Below are 25,282 nucleotides of genomic sequence, written 5' to 3'. Positions count from 1 at the left end.
CCGGGGCCTTGCGTCTTTCCGGACCTGTCCTATTTCTAGGATTTTCCAGAGGAAGCGAATGCGCAGCAATGTGATCGAGACCGTGCTGGGGGCCGTCGTCCTGGTGGTGGCGGCGTTCTTCCTCTATTTCGCCTACACCACGGCGAACGTGCGGGCCGTTTCGGGCTATGCCCTGCAGGCCCGCTTCGCCAGCACCGGCGGCTTGACGGCCGGCAGCGACGTGCGCATCAGCGGCGTGAAGGTGGGATCGGTCACCAAGGCCTACCTGGATCCCAAGACCTACCAGGCCGTCATCGAGATGCAGATCGACAGCCAGGTGAAGCTGCCCGAGGACACCAGCGCCGGTATCGCGTCGGAAAGCCTGCTGGGCGGCAAGTTCCTGAACCTGCAGCCCGGTGGCGAGGAAGAGATGCTGAAGCCCGGCGGCCGCATCCAGTACACCCAGTCGGCGGTGAACCTGGAGGATCTGCTCGGCCGCTTCATCTTCAGTGCCGGTGGCAATAACGCCAACAAGGGTGGCGACGCCAGCCAGCAGGGCCAGCCCGCCCCCCAAGGGCAGCAGCCCGCCGGCCAACAGCCCGCTGGCCAGCAACCCAAGGCCGACCCGTCCAAGGGTCTGCTGAACGGCGGCGGCAAATGAGGCAGCGGCGTCTGCTGCTGGCGGTCTCGGCCCTGACGATGGCCCTGGCGGCCGGAGCGTCGGCCCAAAACACGCCCACGGGTAACGCCCCCACCATTCCAGGCACGCCGCCGGCCCCGCCGGCGGTGATTCCGGATCAGAAAAAGTCCGGCGACCAGGCCCCGGAGGAGCAGCCGCCCACTAGCCAGCCGGTGACCGGGCCCGGTGCCGCCGGCCAGCCGCCGCAGCAGGCCCCGGCGGAGGGCGCCGCCGCCCCGGCCGAGGGTGCTGCCTCGCCCGTGACGCCGTTGCCGCCCCTGCCGCCGCAGCCAGCCGTGGCGCGCACCTTCGAGGATATGAAGATCGCCGTGCTGGGCGGCCTGGACAAGGTGACGGGCCGCGTCTCCACCGTGGAGATCGCGGTGGGCCAGACCGGCCGCTTCGGGCAGCTGACGGTGGCCGCCCGGGCCTGCCGCAAGACCACGCCCATCGAGGAACCGGAATCGGCCGCCTTCCTGGATATCGTGGAAGCCAAGCCTGACGATCCGGCGGCCAAGGTCTTCACCGGCTGGATGTTCGCCTCCAGCCCGGCCCTGTCGGCGATGGAAGACCCCGTCTATGACGTCTGGGTGGTGGACTGCAAGAACCCGGCGACCAAGGCGCCCTCGTCTAAACCGCAGTGAAACCGGGCCGGCCGGGGCAGGGCCCTGGCCAGCCGCGCCTGATACTCCGCGCGGGGGATTTCCACCGCACCGAACTGCGACAGATGGGTGGTGACGAACTGCGTGTCCAGCAGGCTGTAGCCGCCGGCGCGCAGGCGGGCCACCAGGTGGACCAGGGCCACCTTGCTGGCGTCCGTCTCGCGCGAGAACATGCTCTCCCCGAAGAAAGCCCCGCCGATCGACACGCCGTAGAGGCCGCCCACCAGACGGCCTTCGCGCCGGCATTCCACGGAATGGGCATGGCCCTGGCGGTGCAGGGCGACGTAGGCCTCCAGGATCTGGGCGTTGATCCAGGTGTCCGGCCGGTCGGTGGTGGATTCGCCGCAGGCCCGCATCACCCCTTCGAAGTCGGTGTCGATGCTGACCTGGAAGCGCCCCTGGCGCACGGTGCGCAGCAGGCGGCGCGGCGCGTGGAAGCCGTCCAGGGGCAGGATCCCCCGCTCCGGTGGGTCGAACCAGAAGATTTCGTCGTCATCGGCAGACTCCGCCATGGGAAAGACACCCATGGCGTAGGCGCGCAGCAACAGTTCCGGTGTCAGGCGCATCACGGGGTCTCACCTGGCGTTGGATTGGCCGGCACCCGTGCCGGCGCGAACACCACCCGCTGGTAGACGTAGCCGATGCCCATGAGGCACAGGCCCAACCCCAGGAAGGACAGGATGCGCAAGAGGCCGGTCAGGTCCGCCATGTCAGACAGGAAGACCTTCAGCACTGTGACCAGCAGCACGGCCAGCGAGGCATAGCGCAGGTCCGCCCGGCGCGTGCGCACGCCCAGCGCCAGCAGGACCAGGGCGAAGGCCAGCCAGGCGGCGGAATAGCTGTACCACTCCGCGTCCGTGCGCTCGCCGCCATGGGCCCACAGGGTCAGGGTACTGCCGTGGAAGGCCTGGCGCACCTCCAGCGACACCCAGGTGAAGGCCAGGACCAGCACCAGGATGACCAGGACGCGGCGAGCCAGTCCGGCTTCCCGCCGCCAAGCCACCAGACCAAACAGCAGGGCGGGCAGGGCGTAGACCAGCAGCAGCAGGTTGAACACCGGCCAGGGTCCCACCGGCTCCACCGCCCACAGGGGGTTCAGCACGCCCAGCTGCACCAGCACCACCTGGGCCGCCGCCACCCGTACCAGGATGCGGGCGCCCCAATGGGCCACGGGGTGGGCCACGGGGTGGGCGAAGAGTCCGGCGGTGCTGCCGGCCCGCCCGGTCAGGACCAGGGCCACCGCCAGGAACAGCACGCTGCGGAGGCTGGTGGGCAACAGGGCGAAGGGATCGCTGGCCAGGCTACCGGTCTGCATGACCTGGATTTCCAGGCAGGCGAACAGCAGGCCCAGCACCAGGGCCGCCGCCGCCAGCCCCTGTGCCGGCCGGTCGTCCCGCCGCTGCCGCAGCAGCCAGGTGCCGGCCGTACAGGCCACCGCCGGCACGCCATAGCCCCACAGCAGCCAGTTGAGGGGGGAGGTGCCGTTCAGCGGATAGTCCAGCAGCCAGGGGTTCAAGGTGAGGCGCGCCACCACCACGACCGCCACGGCCACCGACCCGCGCCGCAAGGCATTGGCCAGTGGGGAGGCCGTCGTGCGGTTTTCGATCAGTGCCGCCACCGGTACCAGCAGCGACACCGCCGCCGTCAGCCAGGAGGTGCGCAGCAGGGCGGCCAGCGCCAGCCCGGCCAGGGCCAAGGCAGCCAGGACGAAGGCGCCCGGCACAGGCTGCGGGCGATCCGCCCGCCCCGCCCAGGCGGCGGCCCAGGCCATGCCGCCGGCCAGTGCCACGGCCGCGCCCGCCCAGGCGAGATCAGGCAGGGCGCCAGTATGATCGAAGGTCCAGCCAGCCCAGGCCAACCCCACCAGGGGCAGGGCGGCACCCCAAGCCCAGGCCCGCGGCAGGCGGTGCGTGCCGGTCAGGGCCCGCAGTCCCGCCGCCGCGAAGCCCAGGCCGAAGGCGGCGGCCACGCCCAGCTGGGCGGGATAGGACAGGCCGGCGGTGCGCACGGTATAGCCCTGGGCCAGCGCCAGTGTGACCAGCAGGGCGGCGATGGGCGCCAACCCCTCCGTCACCTCCGGCCTATGGGACGGCGCCCGCGCGGTGGTGACGGCCAGCAGGGCCAGGGCCGCCAGCCCGGCCACGCCGGCGGCGTCATAGTCCGTAGCCACCAGCAGCAGCCAATCCAGCACCATGGGCAGGCCGCCTAGGGCGGCGACGATCCAGGCATCGGTGACGACCGGCTGCTCCCGCCGCAGGTCCAGCAGGCCGAAGCCCAGCCCGGCGGAGGACAAGGCTACCAGGAACAGGACGATCGGGGCGGCTTCCGCGTTATGCGCGGCGGCGGTGACCACCCATAACGCCGCCCCGGCCAGCACGGGCAGGCCCAGCCAGGTAGCCGGCAGGCGCCAGCTTACGGCCAGGGTGGCGGTGTTCAGCAGGGCCAGATAGCCGAACAGGGCCCAGGCGGAGGGGTGATCGCTGGGCACCAGGGCGGGCACGGCCAGGCCGCCGCCCAGGCCCAGCAGGGCGATGAAGGCGCCCGGCGACAGCCCATCCCCCCCGCCATGGCGTAGGGCCAGCAGGAAGGCCACGGCCGACAGGGCGCCCAGGCCGGCGAAGGTGGCGCCGGCGCCGATCAGCCCGTGCAGGGCGTGCGCGGCGTAGATGCAGGCGAAGGCGATGGCCAAGCCCGCCGCCGTCAGGGCCGCGGGGATGGAGGCGGCGGACAGGGGCGCCTTGGTCGTGGTCGTGTCCCCGGCGCGGCCGCGCATCACGTCGCCGGCGGTGACAAGGACCGCGCCGAACAGGCCGCCCAGGGTCAGGCGCACGGCGGGCCCCAGCAGGCCCTGGTCCACGGCATATTTGGCCAGGAATACGCCGGCCAGCGCCACGGCCAGCGCACCCAGCCACACCAGCCAGCGCGTGCCCAGCGCCTGTTCCAGCGACGGGGCGGCGGGCCGGGAAGCAGGCTGGGAAACGGCTTTGGGAATGGGCGCCGGCGGCGGTGGGGCGACTGGGCCAGGCGGTGGGACGGAGGCTGGGAGGGCGGGGGCGGGCGGCGGCGCCACCGCGGGCTGGGCGGGCTGGGCACCCCCGTCCAGCTGGCTCAACCGGTGGGTCAACGCTTCCAGCCGGGCGTTCAGCTCCGCCAGACGGCGTTCCGACCTTTCACTGCGGATCAGGGCCCACAGGGCCACCATCAGGACGATGAAGACAAGAAAGGCCATGCCGGTCCCAGGGTTGCGCTCAGTGACAGGAAGGGTAGTGCATTTCCCCGGTCCGTGCAGGCCCGGAAAAGCGACGGGCCCGGGACCGACCGTCACGGTCGCTCCCGGGCCCGCGCTCAAGCGATGCCGAAGGATGGAAATCAGCCGGCGGGCTGGTTCTTCATCCATTCCTCCAGCCAGCGGATGTCATAGTCGCCGTTGATGAAGTCCGGCTGGGCGATGATGCGCTGATGCAGGGGCAGGGTGGTGTCGATGCCGCCGATGACGAATTCCTCGATGGCGCGGCGCAGGCGCATCAGGCACTCGTTACGGCTGTTCCCGTGGACGATCAGCTTGGCGATCATGCTGTCGTAGTGCGGCGGCACGCGATAGCCATCGTAAAGGGCGCTGTCGACGCGCACGCCCAGGCCGCCCGGGGCGTGGTAGCCGTCGATCCTGCCCGGGCTGGGGGCGAAGGTCACCGGGTTCTCGGCGTTCACGCGGCATTCGATGGAATGGCCGTTGAACTTGATGTCGTCCTGGCCATAACCCAGCGGCGCGCCGGTGGCCACACGGATCTGCTCGCGCACCAGGTCGACGCCGGTGACCATCTCGCTGATGGTGTGTTCGATCTGCAGGCGGGTGTTCATCTCGATGAAGTAGAACTGCCCGTTCTCGTACAGGAACTCCATCGTGCCGACGCCGCGGTAACCGAAGGCCGCCGCCGTCTTGGCCGCCAAGTTGCCGATGAAGGCGCGCTCTTCCGCGTTCAGCGCCGGCGACGGCGCCTCTTCCACCACCTTCTGGTGGCGGCGCTGGATGGAGCAGTCACGCTCGCCGAAATGCACCACGGTGCCGTGGTGGTCGCCCAGCAGCTGGATTTCGATGTGGCGCGGCTTGGCCAGGTACTTTTCCATGTAGACCTGGTCGTTGCCGAAGGCGGCGCGCGCCTCGCCCCGGGCCAGCTGATAGGCCTCCCGCAGCTCGGACTCGGCCCAGGCCACCTTCATGCCCTTGCCGCCGCCGCCGGCCGCCGCCTTGATCAGGACGGGGTAGCCGATACGGGCGGCGTTCACCAGGGCGGCTTCCACCGTCTCCACCGGGCCGTCGGAGCCGGGGACGACCGGCAGGCCCAGCTCCAGCACGGTGCGCTTGGCCGTGACCTTGTCGCCCATGATGCGGATGTGTTCCGGCGACGGGCCGATCCAGGCGAAGCCGTGCTCCTCCACCATCTGCGCGAACTGCGCGTTCTCGGACATGAAGCCAATGCCCGGGTGGATGGCGTCCGCCCCGGTGATGGCCGCCGCCGACAGGATGGCCGGAATGTTCAGGTAGCTTTCCTTGGCCGAGGGCGGGCCGATGCACACGCTCTCGTCCGCCAGGCGGACGTGCATGGCGTCGGCGTCGGCGGTGGAGTGCACCGCCACGGTTTTAATGCCCATCTCGCGGCAGGCGCGGTGGATGCGAAGCGCGATCTCGCCGCGATTGGCGATCAGGACCTTTTCGAACAGGCCGCCCATGGTCAAACCCTCACTCGATGATCAGCAGGACTTCGCCGTATTCGACCGGCTGGGCGTCGCCAACCTGGATCTGGGTCACGGTGCCGGCCTTGGTCGCCTTGATCGGGTTCATGACCTTCATGGCCTCGATGATCAGCAGGGTCTGGCCCACCTTCACCGCGTCACCGACCTTCACGAAGGTGCCGGCGCCCGGCTCCGGTGCCAGGTAGGCGGTGCCGACCATGGGGGACTTCACCGCACCCGGGTGCTGGGCCGGGGGCACGGCGGCCACCGGGGCGGCAGCCGGCGCCGCGGCGGCCACAGGGGCGGCCACGGCGACCGGGGCCACGGCGGCGGCCGGTGCCGCGCGGGACAGGCGGATGCGCTTTTCGCCTTCCGCGTATTCGATTTCGGTGAGACCGGTCTCGCCGAGAAGCTCGGCCAACTTGCGGACGAATTCGCTGTCGAGTTCGAAGGTCGCCATTGTCATGATCCTGGGTACTGGGCTGCGGTTAAGCCGCCGATGGGTCGATCGATTTGTTGGGGTAGGCCGGTTGCCCGTAGGTGCTGCGCCGGTGCCGGCGTTACGGTTGCCCTGTCACGGGTCACGCGGGTGGTGGGCTGTCGATCAGGCGGGCCGCCGCCTGCAGCGCCAGCAGGTAACCCTGCGAGCCGAAGCCGCAGATGACGCCCTTCGCGACCGGCGACACATAGGAATGGTGCCGGAACGGCTCGCGCCGGAAGATGTTGCTCAAATGCACCTCGACCACCGGCAGGCCCACGGCGCTCAGCGCGTCGTGGATGGCGATGGATGTATGTGTGTACGCGCCGGCGTTCAGGATGATGGCGTCATGTTCGCCACGGGAATCCTGAATCCAGGTGACCAGTTCTCCCTCATGGTTGGACTGGCGGAAATCGACCTCCAGGCCCAGGCGCGCGGCCGTCTCCTGGCAGGCGTTCTCGATATCCTCCAGCGTCTCCGCGCCATAGATGTGCGGCTCGCGAATCCCCAGCATGTTGAGGTTCGGACCGTTCAGGATCAGGACGGAGGGCGCGATGGCCAAGGATGTATCGCCTTTGCGTACGTACGTCTCAAAAACCGAACGTGCGGGGGTATGCGTCCCCCGCGCGGCGTTCGTCGAAGGCCGCTTTATAACACGGGCAGCAGCGGGGGCAAGAATCCACGCACACATGGGGCGGGGCCCGCCCATGCGCCCCGCTGTCCGCCTGTCGCCCAGAAAACCGGCCTGACGCCTGCTGGCGCGACCGATCGGGGATCAGCTCTTGGCGCTGCGGGCCTTGGCGAACAGGTCCTTGAAGGCGTCGGCGCCGATGGCGCCCGGCACCAGGGTGTTGCCGATGACGAAGCCCGGCGTGCCGTGGATGTTCAGCGCATCGGCCAGCGCCAGGTTGGCGTCGATCTCCTTCTGCACCGCGGGGGACTCCATGTCCTTGGCCAGGCGGTCGGTGTCGGCGCCGGCGTCCTTGGCGATGGACAGGATGCGGTCCTTGTCCAGCTTGCCCGTGGCGGCCATCAGCGCCGCGTGCACGGTGTCGTACTTGCCCTGCATGTTGGCGGCCAGGGCGGCCTTGGCGGCGATGAGCGACGCCGGGCCCAGGATGGGGAATTCCTTGTAGACGATGCGGACCTTGCCGTCCTTCTTGATGGCGGCGTCCATCTCCGGCTGGGTGTGCTTGCAGTAGCCGCACTGGTAGTCGAAGAACTCCACCATCGTCACGTCGCCCTTCAGGTTGCCGCCTGCGGGAGAGGTCTTGGAGGCGAACAGCTCATCCTTGTGCTTCACCAGCGCGTCGGCGGCGGCCTTGGCCTCTTCCGCCTCGCTCTTGTCCTGCAGGGCCTGCACCGCCTCGGCGATCACCTCGGGATGGGCCAGAAGGTAGTCGTGGACGATCTGTTCCACCTGCGCCTTGTCGTAGGGGCCCTTGTCGGCCACCGGCTTGTCGCTCATCGGTTTGTCGCCCATCGGTTTGTCAGCGGCGAAGACGGGGCTGACGACCGCCAGGCCGGCGAGCGCCACGGTGGCGTAGAGGGTGGCGGCGATGGTACGCGACATCGAGACGAACTCCGGTTTGCGGCCCGAACCTTCGGGGAACGGTGAAGGCCGGCAGCATGGACCAGCCGGCGGCGGGGCGCAATGCCGCAAGCCTTGGCGGGACCCGGGTGCGGCGTCGTGCGCGAACGGGCGGCCGCCTACGTTTGTAGGCTACCTATCGTCGCGCTTGCCAGGGCCGCGGTGCTGTGCGGTCATGGACGGGCCCGGGTCATGAGGGACCGCGCCGGCGGGGATGCGCTTCCGCGCCCGGGCACGACGGTGGGGTTGGCCATGACCATGGCGGATGATGACGACGATTTCCTGTTCCAGGACGAGGAAGAGGACGAGGCCGACGAGGTCTCGGAACTGGTTCCGGGCATGCCACCCTGGCAGGTGCTGATCGTCGACGACGATCCCGAGGTCCATGCCATGACCCGCCTGGTCATGCGCAAGTTCGCGTTCCAGGGCCGCGGCCTGGCCTTCATCTCCGCCTATTCCGCCGCCGAGGCGCTGGAGGTCATGAAGGGGGAGCACGACATCGCCATGATCCTGCTGGACGTGGTGATGGAAAGCGATGACGCGGGCCTGAAGCTGGTGCCCCGCATCCGTGACGAGCTGGGCAACCGGGCGGTGCGCATCATCCTGCGCACGGGCCAGCCGGGCCAGGCGCCGGAAGATGCAGTGATCGCCGGCTATGACGTGAACGACTACAAGGCCAAGACGGAACTGACCGCGCGCAAGCTGGTCACCGCCACCATCACGGCGCTGCGGGCCTATCACCACATCCGCACGCTGGAACGCTCCTGCCTGGGCATGGAGCGTGTGGCGGGCCTGGGCCTGTGCCAGATGGCCCTGTCCGGTCCGTCCTCGGCGGCGGGTGCCGCGCTTGACCAGATGGCCGAGGTGCTGGAGCAGCCGGCGGACGGCCTGTTCTGCGTCATCTATGGTGCCGACCGGCTGTCGGCACGCATTCTGGCGGGGCGCGGGCGCTATCAGGACGCGGCCGGCCATCCCCTGGCCACCGTGGCCGACACCGGCGCCCTGGCCACCGCCCTGCGCAGCCCCGGCGACCTGCGGCACGAGTTCACCGACGACGCCATGACGCTGGCCTGGCCGCTGACACCCCAGGCCTCTAGCGGCGGCGGTGCCCATGCCGGGGCGGTCGCCATGCTGCATCTGCACCTGGCGCGCCCTCTGGATGAGATCGCGCGCCGGCTGGCCCTGCTGATGATGATGCGCATCGCCGACGCGCTGGTCACCGCCTGGGCCCTGGAACAGGCGCGCGACCCGGCCTGACGGGCCGGGCTAAGGGCGGCTAACCCGCTGCGGTGCCTCAATAAGAAAGCAGCCGAAGGATCAGCGCCCGCCGGGTTGTGGACCGCCACGGCCCGCGCCGCCCAAAGGCGTGCCTCCCATCGGGCCGCCCGTCCCCAACGTGCCCAGGCCCGTGGGACCGCTGCCGATGGTGGTGGCGTTGGGCAGGTCGGCGACGCTGGGGAAGCCGGGCCCGATGGCGGAGATCCCGCCGGTGGACAGGGCGTCTTCCGGCATGCGCCCGGTGGAGATGATGGGCGTGTCGGGCGAGGCCAGGCCGCTGCTGGGCGCCAGTTGCGGACGCATGTTGTGCGGCAGGCGGCTTTCCACCAGCACACGGATATCCTGGGCCCGCACCCAGTCGGGCGACCCGGCCGGCAGCATCTGCTCAGCCCGGTCGGCGTGATAGCGGGCGGCGCGGATGTCGCCCCGGGCCAGGGCCTCTTCCGCGCGGGCATAGGCCAGCTGCGGCGCCATGTCGGCGCGGGCGTAGGCGCTGGCCAGCAACAGCCACGTCAGCTCCACCAGCGGCTCGTCCCGGGCGGAGGAGCGCAGGACATCGATGGCCTCGCGCACCAGCTTGTCGTCGCCGGCCTCCAGCAGGGCGTGGCCCAGGGCCATGCGCAGCTGGGCGCTGTCGGGGGCATACTTGACGGCGTTGCGGTAGGGGTCGACCGCTTCCTTGGCGCGGCCGTTCTCGAACAGGATCTGGCCCTTCAGCTCATAGAAGTAGGGATTCTTCGGTTCCTGTTCGATCAGGCCGTCGACGATCTTCAGGCCCTTGTTGATGTCGCCCACCTGGTAATAGGCGATGGACCGGGCGTAGCGCGCCGGGACGCTGGTATCGCTCTCCGGATACTTGCGCAGGGCCAGGTCGGGATGGATGAAGCCGTACAGCTTAGCCCGCATGCGCTGGTGCATGTCGTAATAGGCCGAGGGCATCTTGGCGTTGGTGAATTTCGAGATGTGGTCGACGAAGTTCTCGATGTATTCGACGCGGTTCTTGGTCAGCGGGTGGGTCATCAGGAACTCCACCTGCTTGGTCTGCGGCAGGCCGGCGTCCTGGCGGCGCAGCTTCTCCATGAACTCCAGCATGCCCTTTGACGAATAGCCGTTGGCCTCCATGTAGGACAGGCCGGCCTCGTCCGCCGATGCCTCCTGTGCGCGGCTGAAGGCGAAGAAGGACCGGGCGCCCAGTTCCTGGGCGCCGGCGATGCCGCCCATGGCGGCGCCACCACCGTCGCCCCGACGCGTGCCGCCAATGGCCGCCGCCACGCTCAGCAGCGTGGCCAGGGTGGACAGGATGACGGCGTTCTCGATGGCGTCGCGTGAGCGCACCTGGTGGCCGCCGGCCATGTGACCGGTTTCGTGGGCCATGACGCCGATCAGCTGCTCCGGCGTGTCGGCCGCCATGATCAGGCCGGTGTTGACGAACATGTTCTGGCCGCCCGCCACGAAGGCGTTCAGCTCGTCATCATTGACCAGGACCAGGGTGACCGCGTCGGGAACGATACCGGCCGCGCGGAAGATGGGGGTGGCGAAGACGCGCAGCGTGTGCTCGATTTCCGCGTCACGCACCAGGTTGATGCCGCGATCCTGGGCCAGCACCGGCTCCACGGCCAGGGCCGAGGACAGCAGGCTGACCAGGATCAGGCGGGCAAGGCGGCGCGGTCGCAAGAACATTGTCAATTCCATCGGCGGTGCCGTCGATACCCGAACAGGCGAGCGGTAAGGTATGATCCCTACATACTCCAAGGATGAATTTCCACGCGCGGCAAGGCGCCCGGCTGTCGCTATACGCGCCAGCACCATCTCTCCCTTCATGGTGATGGAGGTGCTGCGCGCCGCCAACGCACGGCAGGCCGCCGGCGGCGACGTCCTGCATCTGGAAATAGGCCAGCCGTCCACCCCGGCACCGAAGGGGGTGATCGCCGCGGCCGCCCACGCCCTGGCCGCCGATCGCCTAGCCTACACCGATGCCCTGGGCCTGCCAGCCTTGAGAGAGGGCATAGCACGTTGGTACCAAGATCGCCATGGGGTGGTGATTTCGCCGCAACGGGTGGTGGTGACCACGGGATCGTCCGGCGCCTTCCTCCTGGCCTTCCTGGCGGCCTTCGACCCGGGCGATCGCGTGGCCCTGGCGGCCCCGGGATATCCCGCCTACCGCAACATCCTGAAGACGGCCGGCCTGGTGCCGGTCGAGCTGCCCACCGGGCCCGAGACGCGCTTCCAGCCCACACCCGCCTTGCTGGACGGTCTGCTGGCGCAAGGGGATGCCCCCCTCCGGGGCTTGATCGTGGCCAGTCCGTCCAACCCCACCGGCACCATGCTGGATCCGGCCGCCATGGCCGCCCTGGGCGACTGGTGCCGCCGCCATGGCGTCTGGCTCATTTCCGATGAGATCTATCACGGCATCGAATACGGCACGGTGCCGGCGGCCACGGCGCTGGCGGTCGATGGGGGCGAGGGCGCCATCACCGTCAATAGCTTTTCCAAATACTTCTCCATGACCGGCTGGCGTCTGGGCTGGGCGGTGGTGCCGGAGCGGCTGGTGCGGTCGGTGGAATGCCTGGCCCAGAACCTTTACATCTCCCCGCCCACCCTGTCGCAGCATGCGGCGGCGGCGGCCTTCGACTGTGTGGAGGAGTTGGAGGGCCATGTCGCGCGCTATCGCCGCAACCGCGACATCCTGCTGGACCTGCTGCCCACCGCCGGATTCGGCAAGCTGGCCCCGGCGGACGGCGCCTTTTTCATCTATGCCGACATTTCCGACCGAACGGATGCCTCCCAGGCCTTCTGCGCCCGTCTGCTGAACGAGACGGGGGTGGCCCTGACCCCCGGCGTGGATTTCGACCCCTTGCGCGGCCATCACACCGTGCGCATCAGCTTCGCCGGCGCCGAGGCCGAGATGGTGGAGGCGGCCCGCCGCCTCAGGGCCTGGCAGGCATAACACAAAGGGCCGGTCAGCAGAGGCGCTGACCGGCCCTTCGGCACTTCAACCTTCATGAGGGATGTTCGGGTGGGCGGGCCGGTCGTTGGGGTGCCGGTACCTATCCCAATAGTCGCTGATCAGTTCAGGGCGATCAGCTGATGCGGGACGCTACGTCCGGCATGGGCCTTGATGATGGTGGTGGTCGTGGCCTTGCAGGGTACGGCGAGCCCGCCCGCCTTGCCGCCGTCCATGCGGGTGGGCAGGTTGGCGGGGATGACCTTCAGCTTGCCGGAGGGGGTGGCCGCCAGCGTCGCGGCCGGCGCGGGCGTCCCCTGCGCCACGGCGGCGACGTCGGGGCGCGGTGCGGCGACCAGGATGGCGGGGGCGACCAGGAAGGGCAGGCCCAGGAACAGGCCGGTGAGCAGGCTGCGAACGGTCGTCATAATACCACCTCCATAAAACGATCGGCCCTGAGCGGCGTCTGTTGCTAGGCCGAACGACTGATGGGCGTGGAATTGAAACTCGCGGCCAACCGTGGCGGAACCATGGCGAGAACCGGAACTTCCCGGGGCAGGCGCAGACTCCTGGGACCCTGTGGCCGATGGGCAACAGGTCGCCCCCGTACCCCCTGCGGGACACCCATGCGGCGGCGATGTGCGATTGGATGAAAGAGAAGGCTTGCGGCGGCCGGCGGATGTCGATATATACCCGCCCACCCCGAGACGGAGAGTAGCTCAGCCTGGTAGAGCACTGCTTTCGGGAGGCAGGGGCCGGAGGTTCGAATCCTCTCTCTCCGACCATCTCAGGGACGCATAAGCGGCCGGCTTCTTCCGAAGCCGGCCGTTTCGCTTTTTCAGCATTGCCACAGGGCGCCGTAGTCAGGCGCCGTCGCGCTGCCGGAAACGGGGACGTCCGGCGCCAGTATGGTGGCGGGCTTCCGCGAAGGTGGGACAGGGACGCACGCTCCGTCAGGGAGTGGGTGCTTTTTGCCCGGGGAGACCTTCGGCATCACCCTCTGCTTCCAGCCTGATCACGTTCGGAATGGCGTGGGCAAGCATGGCCTCGGCGTCTGCTGCCGAAGATGCTTGCTTGAACGCCATGAGTGCATGTCCCTTGAAGATCGCCGCTACGAAGGGTAGCCCTTCTGAAGGGGGAGAGTAGACGGCACCATAAATCGGTGGATCATCCATATTCATTAACCGACCCCGTAAATGGAAAGGGCGCGACTCGTCGGGAGGCGCGCCCTTCTAATGAGAATATAGTGAAAGGGATCAGAAATCCCGGTCGACGACGAAGTCGATCACGTCCAGCAGGGCGCGCTTGATGGGGCTGGCGGGGAACAGGCCCAGGGCGTCGCGGGCCATGGCGCCGTAATGGCGGGCGCGTTCCACGCTGTCGCGCAGGGTGTTGTGGCGCTGCATGAGGGCCAGGGCATGCTCCAGGTCGCCGTCCCGCTGGTCGATGTCCTCCAGCGTGCGGCGCCAGAAGGCGCGTTCCTCGTCATCGCCCCGGCGGAAGGCCAGGACGACGGGCAGGGTGATCTTACCCTCACGGAAGTCGTCGCCGATGGATTTCCCTAAGCGGGCCTGCACGGCGGAATAGTCCAGCACGTCGTCCACCACCTGGAACGCGATGCCCAGATTCAGGCCGTAGCTGCGCAGCGCCTCCTCCTCCGCCGCGGGGCGGCCGGCCACCACGGCACCGATGCGGCAGGCGGCGGCGAACAGCTCCGCCGTCTTGGCGCGGATGACCTCCAGATAGGCCTCCTCGCTGGTGGTGGTGTCGTTGGCGGTGATCAGCTGCAGCACCTCGCCCTCGGAAATGACGGCGGAGGCGCTGGACAGGATGCGCAGCACGTCCAGCGACCCGTCCTCGGTCATCACCTGGAAGGCGCGGGAAAACAGGAAATCGCCCACCAGCACGCTGGCCTTGTTGCCGAAGACGGCGTTGGCCGAGGGCTGGCCGCGGCGCAGGTCGCTTTCGTCGACCACGTCGTCGTGTAACAGGGTGGCGGTGTGGATGAACTCGACGCAGGCCGCCAGCGGCTGGTGGCGTTCGCCCTGATAGCCGCACAGTCGGGCGGCGGCCAGGGTCAACACCGGGCGCAGGCGCTTGCCGCCGCTGGCCACGATATAGCCCGCCAGCTGGGGGATCATCTCCACGTCGGAATGCATGCGGCGGATGATGAGGTCGTTGACCGCCGCCAGGTCGGTCGCCACCAACTCCACCAGCGCCTCCAGGGCATCGGTGCCAGCCTTCCGGCGCTTGGGATCGAGGGGGGTGACGACGGCCACGAAACGAACTCCTGCCAGTAGGGGCCAACGGTGGCGGAACGCAGACCTGTTGACGGCCCTGGATAGGACAGCGAGCATACCGGCGCAACCCCTGTGGTCAAGCTGGCAGACCACATCGCCGCCCCCCATCTATGCCGCGTGCGTCAATCAGCACCCGATGCGTCGCCAACCGGCGCACTTCTTATGAGGCCTTCATGCAACCCATCCTGACCAGCAACAATGCGGTGGAGATATCCTGGGCGCGGGCCGTGCTGGCTGACGCCGGCATCGAGGCCGTGCTGCTGGACGACTACACCGCCGCGGTGGAAGGCAGCATCAGCGCCATTCCGCGCCGCCTGATGGTGGCCGATGGCGCCGTCACGGCCGCCACCGCCGCGCTGGCCGTAGCACGGGCGCAGCTGGAGGCCGCGCCGTGATTCCCGCGTCCGCTGCCCCGGAACCCCCAATGCAAGGTTCCTCGGACGGCGGTATCACCGAGGACCGCTTGCTGAATGGGCGGGTGCGTCTGTTGCAGCCGGTGCAAGGATATAGGGCCGCCATCGACCCTGTGCTGCTGGCCGCCGCCACGCCGGCCGAGGGGGGCGAGCGGGTGTTGGACCTGGGCTGCGGCGCCGGGGCGGCGTCCTTCTGTCTCGCCGCCCGGCTGCCCGGTGCGCGCGTCGCGGGACTGGAGCTGCAGCCTGAGGCGGCGGACCTCGCCCGGCGCAATGCCGAACTCAACGGCGTCACCGACCGGGTGCGCATCACTTTGGGCGACGCCGCCCAGGCGCCGGCTCACTTGCCGCCGGGATCGGATCCCGACCTTGTGGCCGGCCGCTTCGACCATGTCATGACCAACCCGCCCTTTTATCCCGGCGGCCGCCATACCCGTTCCCCCCGGGCGGGCAAGGCGGTATCGCATGGCGAGGGCACGGCCGATCTCGCGACCTGGGTCGCGGCGGCGGCCCGCCTGCTGGCGCCGCGCGGCACATTGACCATGATCCATCGCGCCGACCGGGTGGATGAGATCCTGGCCCGCCTGGCCGGCCGTTTTGGTGCCGTGGTGCTCTATCCCCTGTGGCCCCGCGCCGGGACGGAGGCCAAGCGCGTCATTGTCCGCGCCCGCCTGGGCGCCCGCACCCCGGCCCGGCTGCTGTCGGGCCTGGTGTTGCATGATGAGGGCGGACGCTACACGCCGGCAGCCGACGCCGTGCTGCGGAACGGTACGGCCCTGGACTTCTGATGGCCTCCGGCGTATCCCGGGCGGCACGGCACAACCGGCAGATAAAGTGGGAACCCAGCATGGACGTGAAGCGTCTGGACATCGATGGCCTGGTCATGGTGAAGCCCCGTCGCTTCGGCGACGAGCGGGGCTGGTTCGTGGAGACCTGGAACGACGAGAAGCACACGGCCGCCGGCATCACCGGTCCCTTCGTCCAGGACAACCAGTCGCTGTCGCGGATTCAGGGCACGGTGCGCGGGCTGCATTTCCAGCTGGCACCGGCGGCCCAGGGTAAGCTGATCCGCGTCATTCGCGGCCGCATCCTGGATGTGGCGGTGGATCTGCGCCAAGGCTCCCCCACCTATGGCCGCCACGTCGCCGTGGAACTGGATGCCGAAGAAGGCTGGCAGTTGTGGGTGCCGGTGGGCTTCGCCCACGGCTTCTGCACCCTCGTCCCCGATACCGAGATCGCCTACAAGGTGACGGCGCTTTACAGCCCGGCCCATGACCGCGGCCTGTTGTGGAATGATCCGGCGCTGGGTATCCCGTGGCCGGAGTTCGCCGGCGCCGTGCTGTCGGACAAGGACGGCAAGCAGCCCACCCTGGCGGATATCGGCACGCCGTTCCCGGCCTGAGTGTTTCAGGCCCTGGCCACCTGGGCCAGCGCCGCCGCCAGGCGGGGGCCCAGGACCGCCAGGTCATATTCCCGCGCCACAAGGTCGCGGCCGGCTGCGGCGAGGCGGTTGCGCAAATCCAGGTCGGTGCGTAACGCTTCCAGCGCCTGTACCCAGCCTTCCGGGCTGTCGGCCCAGAGGCCGGTGACGCCATCGGCCACGATGCGGCGGTTCTCTCCCACCGGGCTGGCCACCACCGCCTTGCCGGCGGCCATGTACTGCAGCAGCTTGAAGCCCGACTTGCCCTGCGCGAACGGCGTGTGGGGCAGGGGCATGATGCCGGCGTCGATGCCGGCCAGGGCGGCGGCCTCGCCCGCCTCGCTCCAGGGTATGAATTCCTCCGGCACGCCGGGCAGGGCGACGGGGTGGCGGGCGATGGTCACCAGAGTCAGCGGGCCGCTGGCCGCCAGCGCCGCCAGCGGCTCGGCCAAGGCGGCCAGGTAACGGGCGGACGATGGGGTGCCGATCCAGCCCACGCGAAATTCCCCGGGCGGGCGGTCCCAAGGCGGACAATCCGGTGCCAGCGCGGCCTGGTGGCGGGCCAGATCCACCGGCGTGGGCAGGCGCAGCAGCCGCCGGGCGCCGGCGGCTTCCGCCCATGAGGCCAGGGCGTCGTTGGCCACGACCGTCAGGGTGGCGCCCGCCACCAGCCGTTCCAGCTTGTCGCCCAGCAGCCCGCGCACCGGCGCCAGGCGATGGCCGGCATAGCGCAGATGCCAGGCGTCGTCGAAATCCAGCACGTAGGGCCGGCCCCCGAACAGCAGGCGCTCCGCCCCCGCCGGCAGCCAGGGCAGCGCCTCCTTCTCGATCCACAGCAGATCCGTTCGCCCAGCCGCCCTCAGGGCGGCTATGCGCCGGCGGTAGCGGCCGGCTAGCGTCCAGCCCTTAACCGGCTGGCCGGCGTACAGCCGCCGCAGGTAGTCGTCGTCGAAAAAGGGCGCCGTGCTCACGTCGAGGCCCGCCGCCGCCAGGTGAGGCAGCGGATCGAAGAAGCGCAGCCGGCTGCTGGCTCCCAGCCGGTCATAGCGGGGCAAGGCCAAGACCCGCCCCGGAGAGTGGGAGGCGGGGGGCGGAAGTGGCGGCATGGCGGGCGGACGCAAGGGGTCGCGTTCAGCCCTTGCGGGCGACGACCAGCAGGCGCTCGACACCGGCGGCGGTGGCGGGCGGCAGGGGTACCGCTTCCACGACCGCCAGGCTCGCCTGGCGCAAGGCCGTCTCCACCGCATCGCGGCGATGCAGATAGCGGCCGTTTTCCTTCAGCGTCACGGCGGGGGCCCAGGGCTCGGCCGCGTCCATCACCAGGGCCACGATGCCGCCGGGCAGCAGCGCGTCGGCGGCCGCGGCGGCCAGGGGCGCCAGGTCGCCCAGGTGGTTGGCGATGTCCGTCGATACGATCAGGTTGGCGCTGTCGGCCGACTGTTCCAGCACCTGGGCGTGGTCGCCATGCACCAACTGGTCATACAGGCCGCTACGGGCCGCCATTCGCAGGGCGGGATCGGACGGGTGCACGCCCACCAGATGGCTGGCGTACGGCTTCAGCAGCGGCGCCAGGGCGCCCGCGCCGCAGTCGATCTCCAGGACCTGCAGGGTGCCGGCCGCCGGTCCCAGATGCCGCGCCAAGGTGCTGGCCAGTGTCGGCGACAGCGTGGCGGCGGCGCTGGCCACCGTCTGCTCCGTCAACATCGCGACCTGGGCGTCGTACATCTGCTGCAGATAGGCGGGGTCGGCCCTCGGGGGCGTGGGGGCCACGCCCAGGGCGGCCTCGGTATGGCGCAGGATGGGGGTGACGCCGCAGGCCCGCCACGCGCCCACCAGGGCCTGGGCGGCGGCTCCGTTGCCGCCGGCCTGCAGGGCGGCCGCGATCTGCGCCGCCTCCAGCTCCGCTGAAATGGTCGGTTCCGGCCGGCTCAGAGCCTGGCGGATGGCGTTGGCCGCCTCGGTCAGGTGTCCCAGGCCGCGCAGGGCATGGGCGCGTCCCACGTGCGGGGCGGCCTCGAAGGGGCGCAGCGCCGCCAGCCGATCGAAGGCGGCCAGTGCCTCCTGGTACTGGCCGGCCTCGTTCAGGACCAGGCCCAGGTTGGAGAAGGTCTGCGCCACGTCGGGTTGGGCCTGGGCCGTGGCGCGCAGGTAATCCAGCGCCTCGCCCAGGCGGCCCAGGCGGCGCAGGACCAAGCCCAGGTTGGCGGCGGCCTCGACATAGGCCGGCCGCGCCTCCAGGGCGTTGCGATAGTGCTGCTCGGCGATGTCCAGATGGCCGGCGTCCTGGAACAGGGTGGCCAGGTTGAAATAGGCCTCCGCCAGCATGGGTTCGCGCTCCAGCGCGTCCAGGTAATGGGTGGCGGCCTCGTGGCCCTGGCCCAGGCGCTGGCAGGCGGCGCCCAGGTTGAAGCGATAAATGGGGTTGTCCGGATCCAGCGCCACGGCCATGGCATAGGCGCCCTTGGCGCCCTCATTGTCCTGCTGGTGTTCCAGGGCCATGCCCAGGTCGGCGCGCAGGACGGCATCGTCGGGGCGCAGGCCCACGGCCTGGGTCAGCAGCGATACCGCCTGGGTGTTGTCGCCGCTTTCCAATGCCGCCAGGCCTTCCGCCTGCAGGGTCAGGGCGGCCGCGTCTTCCGGGGTGGCGGGCGTGCTGTCGGTCGTGTCGGTCATGCTTCCTCCGCCGGCCGGCCCCGTCCCGGGATTGCCCCTGGGGCCCGCCTTGCTTCTCTCATCGCGAGAGGATAGGGGGCGCCGCCGCTGGTGAACAGAGGCAAGATATGCCCACTGGGCGCCGATTCACCGGTTATTTCAGGGATTTCGCCCGGCCGGCGCGTCCCCCAGCAGGCCGTGTCGGGCCAGTGCGTCACCATGGCGCGTCACATGATCGTGCAAAAGGTCCGTCTGCAGGGCGCGCAGCACCGGATTGTGCAGGATGCGGAAATACCCAGCCAAGGCCCGTCCGTTGACTTCGACATGGCTTTTATAAACATCCATGAACCAGTAGCCGCAGGAGGTGCAGTGCACCAGCCGCACGGTACGGCCCCGCACCCCGTAGCCATCGCCGGACGAGCGGATCAGCGGCAGCAGATGGTTTTGCGGCTGCCATTCCACCGGATCCAGCAGCAGCGCCCGGCCGGCCTGACCCCAGCGTGGCCCGTGGATCAGCAGGGCCATGACGTTCTGCTCAAACAGGGAATGCGGTCGCATCCCCCGGCTGCGCCGGTCCCATTCCACCAGCAGGTTCCGTGACCGGCACAGCCAGAAGCCCACGCTGATATAGGGCGCGGCGGGGTCGGCGCCGCTCTCGGCCAGCAGGGCGCGGAAGGGCGCCATGCCGGTGCCCCCCTTGTCCATGGCCGCCACATCGGACAGAGCCAGGCTGTTGATGTCGGTCGTCAGCGCGATGTCGGCGCCGCTCGCCTCCAGACGCTGCAGCAACTGGGCCATGACGGTGTCATCCAGCCCGACCGCCAGCATGTCGGCATCGATCCAGCAGAGCGCCCGCCACGGCAGGTCGCCGACATAGTCCAGGATGGCGGCTTTCTTGGCATAGGGATGCAGGGTTTCCGGCAAACCGGTCGGCCGGGGCAGAAGCTGTCCGCGTTCCGCCAGGTAGGCGCGCTGCCCGGCCGCCAGGCCATAGTCGCAGACCATCAACCGCGCGTCCGGCAACTGCCGGCCGAAACTTTCCAGCAGCAGCAGGATGGTGGCGAAGTAGCGTTCATCGGCGCCGGTGACATAGAGGATGCCGCTCATGACGGCGACTCCAGGTTCAGGCCCAGGCTGGCGGGCCAGCTGGCGCCATGGACCAGGCGCAGGGACGGGTACCACGGGGTGCGCTCGGTCCCCGCCGGCCAGCGCCAGTCGGCATCCATCGGCACCAGCACCACACCTGGGCGGCCCATGGCGCCGGCCAGGTGGGCCAGCGGGCCGGCCGGCAGCGCCACGGCGTCCAGCGCGGCCAGGGTTGCCGCCAATCGGCCCCAGGCTTCGGGCTGGTTCGTGTCGGGCACGGCCAAGGGCACGGCCGTCACGCCCGGCGGCAAGGGCGGCGCCAGGTGCGGCGGCGCGTTGGCGGCCACCCCCACCCCCCGCCCGGTGAAGGGCTGCGGCGGTGTGCCGGCCGGCGCCGCCAGATAAGGGCCAGTCCAGAAATCACCGGCACCCCACAGCGACAGCCGGTCGGGCAGTTCCTGCAGGGGCACCTGCAAATCGGCGCGCACCGCATCCGTTCCCCGCGTGGCGACGGTGATGCCGGCCAACGGCTCGCCCGGCCCCGTGGGCAGCAGGGCGGCCCAACCGGGCGACACCTCCACGACCACCTCCGCCCCCCGATCCCGCAGGCGGGGCAGAAGGCGGGCCAGGTGGGGCAGAACATCCAGCTCCGCCTCGTCCCAGACCAGCAGACGTCGTCCGGAAACGTCCTGGTCGGCCCGTTCCCACAGGGGGAAGGTCCCATGAAGCCGGGGGGCGGTGGGACGCATCCAGCGCCAGGAAAGATCGGCGAAGCCGTCGCGCCACGCGCCCAGGCGCAGGCAGGCTTCGGCATGGGCCAGCCGGGCCGCAGCGTGGCCCGGCTCCAGCGCCAGGGCCTGGGCATACAGGGCCCGGGCGCCGGCGATGTTCCCCTGGACCTGAAGCAGCATGCCCGACAGATGGCGCAGGTCGGCGCTGACACCCCCGGCGCTTTCCATCTCGACCAGGGCGGCCGCCGCGTCCTGCAGCCTTGAGGTCATCAGCAGTTGCGCGCGCAGGCCTTGGGCCATGGTCTGGGCAACGGCATTGGGCACGGCCTGCGGGGAGCCGGGTGGCGCAAGGCCGTCCAGCAGGCACAAGGCCTCGGTCCGGCGTTCGCGTGCGACCAACAGCTTGGCAAGGCCCACCCGGGCCGGCAGCTCTTCAGCGCGGGCAGCCGGGCCAGCCGCCAGCAGGGCGCGGTAATGCCCTTCCGCCTCGGTCACGGCTTGCACCAACGACAAGTTGTCGGCCAGGGTCAGTCGGTCGGCCGGCGTCAGGGCCAAGCCCAACTCATGCGCCTCCAGCAAGGCTTCCAGCGCCCGGGTCCGGGCACCTGCCAAGGTGTGTGCGCGGGCCAGCGCGCTCAATCCACGGCCCAGGTTGGCGGCGATGTCGGGGATGGCGGTGGCCCCCGGCTGGGCATGGGCGCGGCGGATCAGCTTCACACCGGCGGCCACCCGGGCGGGGTCGGCGGGAACGGCGCCCACCGCCCGCTGCAGGATCAAGACGCCCATCAAGTGCAGGGCGTCGATCTGGTCCGGTACCTGCTCGAGGATAGCCCCGTAAATGGCCTCCGCTTCATCCAGTCGGCCGGCGCCATGATGGGCGACGGCGGTGGACAGTACTTCGGACAGGGACGCCAAGGGGGATCAGGCGCTGATATCGACCAGCTGGCCGCGGCCGTCGGTGGGGGCGGGGCCGGCGCTCTGCCCGGTCAGCAGTTCGGTGGCGACGGCGGACTGGGCGTCCGTGGTCTGCTTCAGGGCCTGCACCTGGAACTTCAGGCTGGCCTGAAGCACGTTGGCGGCGGTGGCCGCGGCGGCCTGGCTGTCGATCTGCATCTCAACTACTCCGGGGGTGTGCCCTTCGGGGCCGGCCCATCATTCGCACTATCGCGCCGATCGGCCGGCTGCTCAAGGGATAGAGTCGTGAAGGTTTGGCTAGCTGAGCGAACTCATGATGCTGAAGCACAGCTGGTCACCCTGGGCGTGCAGGGTCTTCAGCGCGTCCTTGGGCAGGGGGATGCGCTTCTTCTGGCAGTAGGCCACGATCAGCCGCGCCAGCTGGTACGACTCCAGCTGCATCACCTCACGCCCGCCGCCGGTGGGCAGCTCGCTGGTCAGCTTCACCGTCGGGGGGGGGCCTTCGACCACCTGGATGCTCAGGATGCGGCGGCCGGCGTCGAATTCCTCCGGCGGCACGGTCTGGAAGATGAGCTTCAGCTCGTCATTGGAAAAAATGATGTGCCGGATTTCCGTGATCATGACCGTTTCCTTGGACGTCAGGCCGTGGCGCGCTTCTTCTGGCGGCGGCGGTAGATGGTGCAGGGGTTGATCTCCAGCAGCGCGGCGGCGCGGGTGATGTTGCCCTGGCAAAGGCGGATGGCTTCTTCGATCGTCTCCTCCTCCACCATCCACAGCGGCCGGATGCGGCGCTCGGGATTGGGATCGGACTCGAGGGCGGCGGGCGCGTCGTCCAGCGGAATGGGGGCGGCCCAGCTGGTCGCGCCGGCGGGAACGCCGGGGATGCGGGCACCGCCCACCGACACGCCCCCCGGCGCCGGGGCCGTCGGTGCCATCGGCGGCAGGCCGAATCCGGTGGGGGCGACGCCGCCCAGGGTTCCGCCGGGGGCCGGACCCGCCAGGTTGGCGGGCGGCGGTGGCGTGAAGGGGAAGGGCATGGGGCCCGCCATGGCCGCCCAGCGCGGGTCGTTCAGCATGGGCGGGACGATCATGGTGGGCTTGTTCAGCGGCGGCGGCAGCATGAAGGGCTGGATGACGGCGCCATCGTTCAGCACCACGACGTTGCGCACCACGTTCAGCAGCTGGCGGACGTTGCCCGGCCAGTTGTAGGTGCGCATGATCTCTTCCGCCTCATCGCTGAAGCCGGTGAAGGACTTGCGTTCCTCCTGCGTGTACTTGGCCAGGAATTCCCGCGCGATCATCAGGATGTCGTCGCCACGGTCGCGCAAGGGCGGTAGCTCGATGGAAATGACCTGCAGGCGATAGAACAGATCCTCACGGAAGCGGCCGGCCTGCACCTCGGCAAAGGGGTCGCGGTTGGTGGCGCAGACGATGCGCACGTCCACGGCCTCCGCCTTTTCGCTGCCCACCTTCTTGACCATGCCGGTCTGCAGGAAACGCAGCAGCTTGGCCTGCAGCGACAGGTCCATCTCGCCGATTTCGTCCAGGAACAGCGTGCCGCCGTCGGCCTGCAACGCCGCGCCGGCGTGATCCGTCGTCGCCCCGGTGAAGGCGCCCTTCACGTGGCCGAAGATCTCGCTTTCCATCAGGTCTTTGGGAATGGCGGCGCAGTTGACCGGGATGAAGGGGCGCCCGGCGCGCGGGCTACGGCGGTGAATGGCCTCCGCGCAGACCTCCTTGCCCGTGCCGCTCTCGCCGGTGATGAACACCGTGGCCTTGGACGGCGCCGCCGCCTCGATCATGCGATAGACGCCGCGCATGGCGGGCGAGGTGCCGACGAAGCCCAGATAGCCCAGCGGATCCTCCACCGGGGCGGTGGGCGGGGCCGCCTCCAGCACCTTCGCCCGTTCGGCGAGGGCGGCGGCCATGGCCTGGCGCAGCCGCTCCGTGCCCGCCGGCAGCAGCAGCACGTCGATAGCACCCGCGCGCATGACATCCACCGCCATCTGCACCGAGCCCTGGGCCGTCAGCGCCACCACCTGCGGCGCCTTGGCGTCGGCCTTCAGTTCCTTCAGCAGATCCAGGCCGTTGCCGCCCGGCAGCTGCAGGTTCAGCAGCACCACGTCGGCCGGCGTCTCCGCCAGGGCGCGGCGGGCGGCCGGCGCCGTGTCCACCACCTGCAGGGCATGCCCATCCTTGCGCAGCGCCTGGCTGTAGGCGGCCGCCAGGGACGGCGTGGGTTCGACGATCAGGACGCGGCGCGGACGGGTTTCCATGGGGCGGACGCTTTCACCGAGACTTGAAGCCAGCGCCTCTCCTTACCGGAAATGCGTCGGGCATTGCAGCTTGCAGTTTCTCAAGCAATCGTCCAGCGCTGTCAACGTCGGACCTTGCAGGATGCAACGGCGCCGACGTGTTCTTTGGGTTAGGGTCGGGCGGGGGGTGATGCCCCCGCCCTTACCCTAAGGGGCTTATTTGGATGCGTCCGCCATACGGACGGGTAGGGGGATATTACAAACGTCCACGTGCCCCGCCGGCACGGGGAAGAAGTCCTCCCGCCGGTTGCGCCGCGCCTCGACATAGGCGGCCCAGGTGGGGGTGTCGGTGCGCAGAACCGTCAGCTTCTCGCGCTGGTCGGGGGCCAAGTCGGCCGCCAACCTCACCTTGGTGATGGGAACGCGCTGTTCCGGCTTGTCATAGAAGCCCAGGGCGGCGGTGCCGCGCGGCAGGCTGCTCAGGATGTCCATGCCGCGCAGGACCCGGCCCACGACGGTGATGTTGCGGTCCAGGTGGCGCGGCGCCTGGCCGATGACGGCATAGAGTTCCGCCCCGCTGCCGCTGTCCAACGCCATGTCGCGGCCCACGCCCACCATGCCGTAGCAATGGATCAGCCAGGCTTGCTGGCCCCTGGCGTCGCGCGCCGTGGGGAAGCTGTCGCTGTAGCCCGCCTCTGGGGCGTAGGTGTCGCGGTCGGGCAGGGGGGTGAAGGGCAGCTTGGCCACGGCGGCCCCACGCACCACGAACTCGGGCGCCAACTTGGTCTGCGCCGTCTTGGGCGTGCGGGTGTTGTCGGCGTCGCCCCACTGGGTGACGTAGTTGTCCTGCACACGGTCAACGGCCAGACCGTCGAACCAGCCCTCGCGCACCAGCTTGCGGATGTTGTCGACGTGCGCTGGGGCGAAGGCGGGCGCCAGCTCGATGATCACCCGGCCCTGGGCCAGATCCATGTACAGCAGGTTTTCCGGGTCGGGGGAGCGCCAATCCGCAGGACTGGAGGCGGCCAGCACATCGGCCGCGATGGGGCCGGTCTTCGCTGGCTTGGGCGCGGCGGGTTTGGCCGCATCGGCGGCATAGGCGGTGGTGGACAGGCAAACCAGGGCTGCCGCCAGGTGGGCGGCTACCATCGAACGACGCATCGCTTCC

General features: G+C 69.7%; 25 protein-coding genes and 1 tRNA gene. 8 read left to right on the top strand and 18 right to left on the bottom strand.

The genetic code is table 11. The features are described 5' to 3' along the window. Positions 1-58: 58 nt before the first annotated feature. Both mlaD and FBZ88_RS30905 read left to right on the top strand, forming a co-directional pair. Positions 59-640 (top strand): outer membrane lipid asymmetry maintenance protein MlaD, encoded by a 582-nt coding sequence (gene mlaD, locus FBZ88_RS15530; protein ID WP_145618100.1) that lies wholly within the window; start codon positions 59-61, stop codon positions 638-640. Beyond that, the gene (locus tag FBZ88_RS30905; protein ID WP_246138674.1) at positions 637-1,302 is read left to right on the top strand and encodes a DUF2155 domain-containing protein; all 666 of its coding nucleotides are present in this window, start codon (positions 637-639) and stop codon (positions 1,300-1,302) included. The genes mlaD and FBZ88_RS30905 overlap by 4 nt, the downstream gene beginning before the upstream one ends. Here the strand turns inward: FBZ88_RS30905 and aat are convergent. The 6 genes from aat to FBZ88_RS15495 all read right to left on the bottom strand — a co-directional run bounded on the left by aat (position 1,236) and on the right by FBZ88_RS15495 (position 8,102). Then, entirely contained in the window at positions 1,236-1,886 is a 651-nt protein-coding gene (gene aat, locus FBZ88_RS15520) for a leucyl/phenylalanyl-tRNA--protein transferase (RefSeq protein WP_145618176.1), read from the bottom strand. The genes FBZ88_RS30905 and aat overlap by 67 nt on opposite strands. Then, entirely contained in the window at positions 1,886-4,549 is a 2,664-nt protein-coding gene (locus tag FBZ88_RS15515) for a DUF2339 domain-containing protein (RefSeq protein ID WP_145618099.1), read from the bottom strand. The genes aat and FBZ88_RS15515 overlap by 1 nt, the downstream gene beginning before the upstream one ends. 140 nt (positions 4,550-4,689) lie before the next feature. Beyond that, positions 4,690-6,039, bottom strand: coding sequence for an acetyl-CoA carboxylase biotin carboxylase subunit (gene accC / locus FBZ88_RS15510; RefSeq protein WP_040848005.1), 1,350 nt, complete (start codon positions 6,037-6,039; stop codon positions 4,690-4,692). A gap of 19 nt (positions 6,040-6,058) precedes the next feature. Continuing rightward, positions 6,059-6,511, bottom strand: a complete 453-nt coding sequence (gene accB, locus FBZ88_RS15505) for an acetyl-CoA carboxylase biotin carboxyl carrier protein (protein WP_145618098.1) — start codon at positions 6,509-6,511, stop codon at positions 6,059-6,061. A gap of 121 nt (positions 6,512-6,632) precedes the next feature. Further along, entirely contained in the window at positions 6,633-7,091 is a 459-nt protein-coding gene (aroQ, locus tag FBZ88_RS15500) for a type II 3-dehydroquinate dehydratase (protein WP_145618097.1), read from the bottom strand. 213 nt (positions 7,092-7,304) lie between these two features. Further along, entirely contained in the window at positions 7,305-8,102 is a 798-nt protein-coding gene (locus tag FBZ88_RS15495) for a DsbA family protein (protein WP_145618095.1), read from the bottom strand. A 270-nt stretch (positions 8,103-8,372) separates the two neighbouring features. Between FBZ88_RS15495 and FBZ88_RS15490 the strand changes: the two genes are divergently transcribed. Then, a complete protein-coding gene (locus FBZ88_RS15490; protein WP_211102677.1) occupies positions 8,373-9,377 on the top strand; it encodes a DUF3369 domain-containing protein in 1,005 nt (334 codons plus the stop codon). Between the two features lie 60 nt (positions 9,378-9,437). Here FBZ88_RS15490 and FBZ88_RS15485 read toward each other — a convergent pair whose 3' ends face one another. After that, positions 9,438-11,078, bottom strand: coding sequence for a M48 family metalloprotease (locus FBZ88_RS15485; RefSeq protein WP_246138673.1), 1,641 nt, complete (start codon positions 11,076-11,078; stop codon positions 9,438-9,440). A 145-nt stretch (positions 11,079-11,223) separates the two neighbouring features. Between FBZ88_RS15485 and FBZ88_RS15480 the strand changes: the two genes are divergently transcribed. Then, positions 11,224-12,345, top strand: a complete 1,122-nt coding sequence (locus tag FBZ88_RS15480) for a pyridoxal phosphate-dependent aminotransferase (RefSeq protein WP_342780180.1) — start codon at positions 11,224-11,226, stop codon at positions 12,343-12,345. Between the two features lie 119 nt (positions 12,346-12,464). Here the strand turns inward: FBZ88_RS15480 and FBZ88_RS15475 are convergent, their stop codons facing one another. After that, a complete protein-coding gene (locus tag FBZ88_RS15475) occupies positions 12,465-12,770 on the bottom strand; it encodes a hypothetical protein (RefSeq protein WP_145618092.1) in 306 nt (101 codons plus the stop codon). Between the two features lie 280 nt (positions 12,771-13,050). Between FBZ88_RS15475 and FBZ88_RS15470 the strand changes: the two genes are divergently transcribed. Further along, positions 13,051-13,127, top strand: a tRNA-Pro gene (locus tag FBZ88_RS15470). Positions 13,128-13,295: 168 nt separating this feature from the next. Here the strand turns inward: FBZ88_RS15470 and FBZ88_RS15465 are convergent. Continuing rightward, entirely contained in the window at positions 13,296-13,523 is a 228-nt protein-coding gene (locus tag FBZ88_RS15465) for a hypothetical protein (protein ID WP_145618091.1), read from the bottom strand. 75 nt (positions 13,524-13,598) lie between these two features. Further along, on the bottom strand, positions 13,599-14,621 hold the full coding sequence (locus tag FBZ88_RS15460; RefSeq protein WP_004272436.1) for a polyprenyl synthetase family protein: 1,023 nt from the start codon (positions 14,619-14,621) through the stop codon (positions 13,599-13,601). A gap of 194 nt (positions 14,622-14,815) precedes the next feature. Between FBZ88_RS15460 and FBZ88_RS15455 the strand changes: the two genes are divergently transcribed. From FBZ88_RS15455 to rfbC, 3 genes are read left to right on the top strand one after another with little or no spacing between them, the layout of a single operon-like run. Further along, a complete protein-coding gene (locus FBZ88_RS15455; protein WP_088872728.1) occupies positions 14,816-15,037 on the top strand; it encodes a putative signal transducing protein in 222 nt (73 codons plus the stop codon). A gap of 29 nt (positions 15,038-15,066) precedes the next feature. Then, positions 15,067-15,843, top strand: a complete 777-nt coding sequence (locus FBZ88_RS15450) for a tRNA1(Val) (adenine(37)-N6)-methyltransferase (protein WP_145618089.1) — start codon at positions 15,067-15,069, stop codon at positions 15,841-15,843. 59 nt (positions 15,844-15,902) lie between these two features. Continuing rightward, positions 15,903-16,457 carry a dTDP-4-dehydrorhamnose 3,5-epimerase gene (gene rfbC, locus FBZ88_RS15445; RefSeq protein ID WP_145608941.1) on the top strand — a complete coding sequence of 185 codons (555 nt, stop codon included), beginning with the start codon at positions 15,903-15,905 and terminating at the stop codon, positions 16,455-16,457. 5 nt (positions 16,458-16,462) lie between these two features. On the opposite strand, the gene FBZ88_RS15440 is transcribed toward rfbC, so the two are convergent. The 8 genes from FBZ88_RS15440 to FBZ88_RS15405 form a co-directional block, all read right to left on the bottom strand. Next, entirely contained in the window at positions 16,463-17,536 is a 1,074-nt protein-coding gene (locus FBZ88_RS15440) for a glycosyltransferase (RefSeq protein ID WP_145618088.1), read from the bottom strand. A 70-nt stretch (positions 17,537-17,606) separates the two neighbouring features. After that, positions 17,607-19,148 carry a tetratricopeptide repeat protein gene (locus FBZ88_RS15435; RefSeq protein ID WP_145618087.1) on the bottom strand — a complete coding sequence of 514 codons (1,542 nt, stop codon included), beginning with the start codon at positions 19,146-19,148 and terminating at the stop codon, positions 17,607-17,609. Positions 19,149-19,286: 138 nt separating this feature from the next. After that, positions 19,287-20,234, bottom strand: coding sequence for a hypothetical protein (locus tag FBZ88_RS15430; RefSeq protein ID WP_145618086.1), 948 nt, complete (start codon positions 20,232-20,234; stop codon positions 19,287-19,289). Continuing rightward, complete coding sequence (locus FBZ88_RS15425) at positions 20,231-21,859, bottom strand: tetratricopeptide repeat protein (protein WP_145618085.1); 1,629 nt, start codon at positions 21,857-21,859, stop codon at positions 20,231-20,233. The genes FBZ88_RS15430 and FBZ88_RS15425 overlap by 4 nt, the downstream gene beginning before the upstream one ends. Positions 21,860-21,865: 6 nt before the next feature. Further along, positions 21,866-22,057, bottom strand: a complete 192-nt coding sequence (locus tag FBZ88_RS15420) for a hypothetical protein (protein ID WP_145608946.1) — start codon at positions 22,055-22,057, stop codon at positions 21,866-21,868. 99 nt (positions 22,058-22,156) lie between these two features. Beyond that, positions 22,157-22,480: a hypothetical protein gene (locus FBZ88_RS15415; RefSeq protein WP_145608947.1), complete on the bottom strand. Its 324-nt coding sequence runs from the start codon at positions 22,478-22,480 to the stop codon at positions 22,157-22,159. Positions 22,481-22,497: 17 nt separating this feature from the next. Next, positions 22,498-24,135, bottom strand: a complete 1,638-nt coding sequence (locus FBZ88_RS15410) for a sigma-54-dependent transcriptional regulator (protein ID WP_145618083.1) — start codon at positions 24,133-24,135, stop codon at positions 22,498-22,500. Positions 24,136-24,330: 195 nt separating this feature from the next. Continuing rightward, positions 24,331-25,275: a peptidylprolyl isomerase gene (locus tag FBZ88_RS15405; RefSeq protein WP_211102676.1), complete on the bottom strand. Its 945-nt coding sequence runs from the start codon at positions 25,273-25,275 to the stop codon at positions 24,331-24,333. Between the last annotated feature and the right edge of the window lie 7 nt (positions 25,276-25,282).

The organism is Nitrospirillum bahiense (genome assembly GCF_007828025.1).
GTDB classification, from domain to species: domain Bacteria; phylum Pseudomonadota; class Alphaproteobacteria; order Azospirillales; family Azospirillaceae; genus Nitrospirillum; species Nitrospirillum amazonense.
Note: the sequence above shows the minus strand (reverse complement) of the source record. Positions and strands in the feature narration are given on the sequence as shown.

Bases quoted from the DNA above. Each gene is read 5' to 3' on its own strand.
- mlaD (WP_145618100.1), top strand. From the start codon at position 59: ATGCGCAGCAATGTGATCGAGACCGTGCTGGGGGCCGTCGTCCTGGTG.
- FBZ88_RS30905 (WP_246138674.1), top strand. From the start codon at position 637: ATGAGGCAGCGGCGTCTGCTGCTGGCGGTCTCGGCCCTGACGATGGCC.
- aat (WP_145618176.1), bottom strand. From the start codon at position 1,886: ATGCGCCTGACACCGGAACTGTTGCTGCGCGCCTACGCCATGGGTGTC.
- FBZ88_RS15515 (WP_145618099.1), bottom strand. From the start codon at position 4,549: ATGGCCTTTCTTGTCTTCATCGTCCTGATGGTGGCCCTGTGGGCCCTG.
- accB (WP_145618098.1), bottom strand. From the start codon at position 6,511: ATGGCGACCTTCGAACTCGACAGCGAATTCGTCCGCAAGTTGGCCGAG.
- FBZ88_RS15495 (WP_145618095.1), bottom strand. From the start codon at position 8,102: ATGTCGCGTACCATCGCCGCCACCCTCTACGCCACCGTGGCGCTCGCC.
- FBZ88_RS15490 (WP_211102677.1), top strand. From the start codon at position 8,373: ATGACCATGGCGGATGATGACGACGATTTCCTGTTCCAGGACGAGGAA.
- FBZ88_RS15485 (WP_246138673.1), bottom strand. From the start codon at position 11,078: ATGTTCTTGCGACCGCGCCGCCTTGCCCGCCTGATCCTGGTCAGCCTG.
- FBZ88_RS15480 (WP_342780180.1), top strand. From the start codon at position 11,224: ATGGAGGTGCTGCGCGCCGCCAACGCACGGCAGGCCGCCGGCGGCGAC.
- FBZ88_RS15475 (WP_145618092.1), bottom strand. From the start codon at position 12,770: ATGACGACCGTTCGCAGCCTGCTCACCGGCCTGTTCCTGGGCCTGCCC.
- FBZ88_RS15465 (WP_145618091.1), bottom strand. From the start codon at position 13,523: ATGAATATGGATGATCCACCGATTTATGGTGCCGTCTACTCTCCCCCT.
- FBZ88_RS15455 (WP_088872728.1), top strand. From the start codon at position 14,816: ATGCAACCCATCCTGACCAGCAACAATGCGGTGGAGATATCCTGGGCG.
- FBZ88_RS15450 (WP_145618089.1), top strand. From the start codon at position 15,067: ATGCAAGGTTCCTCGGACGGCGGTATCACCGAGGACCGCTTGCTGAAT.
- rfbC (WP_145608941.1), top strand. From the start codon at position 15,903: ATGGACGTGAAGCGTCTGGACATCGATGGCCTGGTCATGGTGAAGCCC.
- FBZ88_RS15435 (WP_145618087.1), bottom strand. From the start codon at position 19,148: ATGACCGACACGACCGACAGCACGCCCGCCACCCCGGAAGACGCGGCC.
- FBZ88_RS15430 (WP_145618086.1), bottom strand. From the start codon at position 20,234: ATGAGCGGCATCCTCTATGTCACCGGCGCCGATGAACGCTACTTCGCC.
- FBZ88_RS15420 (WP_145608946.1), bottom strand. From the start codon at position 22,057: ATGCAGATCGACAGCCAGGCCGCCGCGGCCACCGCCGCCAACGTGCTT.
- FBZ88_RS15415 (WP_145608947.1), bottom strand. From the start codon at position 22,480: ATGATCACGGAAATCCGGCACATCATTTTTTCCAATGACGAGCTGAAG.
- FBZ88_RS15410 (WP_145618083.1), bottom strand. From the start codon at position 24,135: ATGGAAACCCGTCCGCGCCGCGTCCTGATCGTCGAACCCACGCCGTCC.
- FBZ88_RS15405 (WP_211102676.1), bottom strand. From the start codon at position 25,275: ATGCGTCGTTCGATGGTAGCCGCCCACCTGGCGGCAGCCCTGGTTTGC.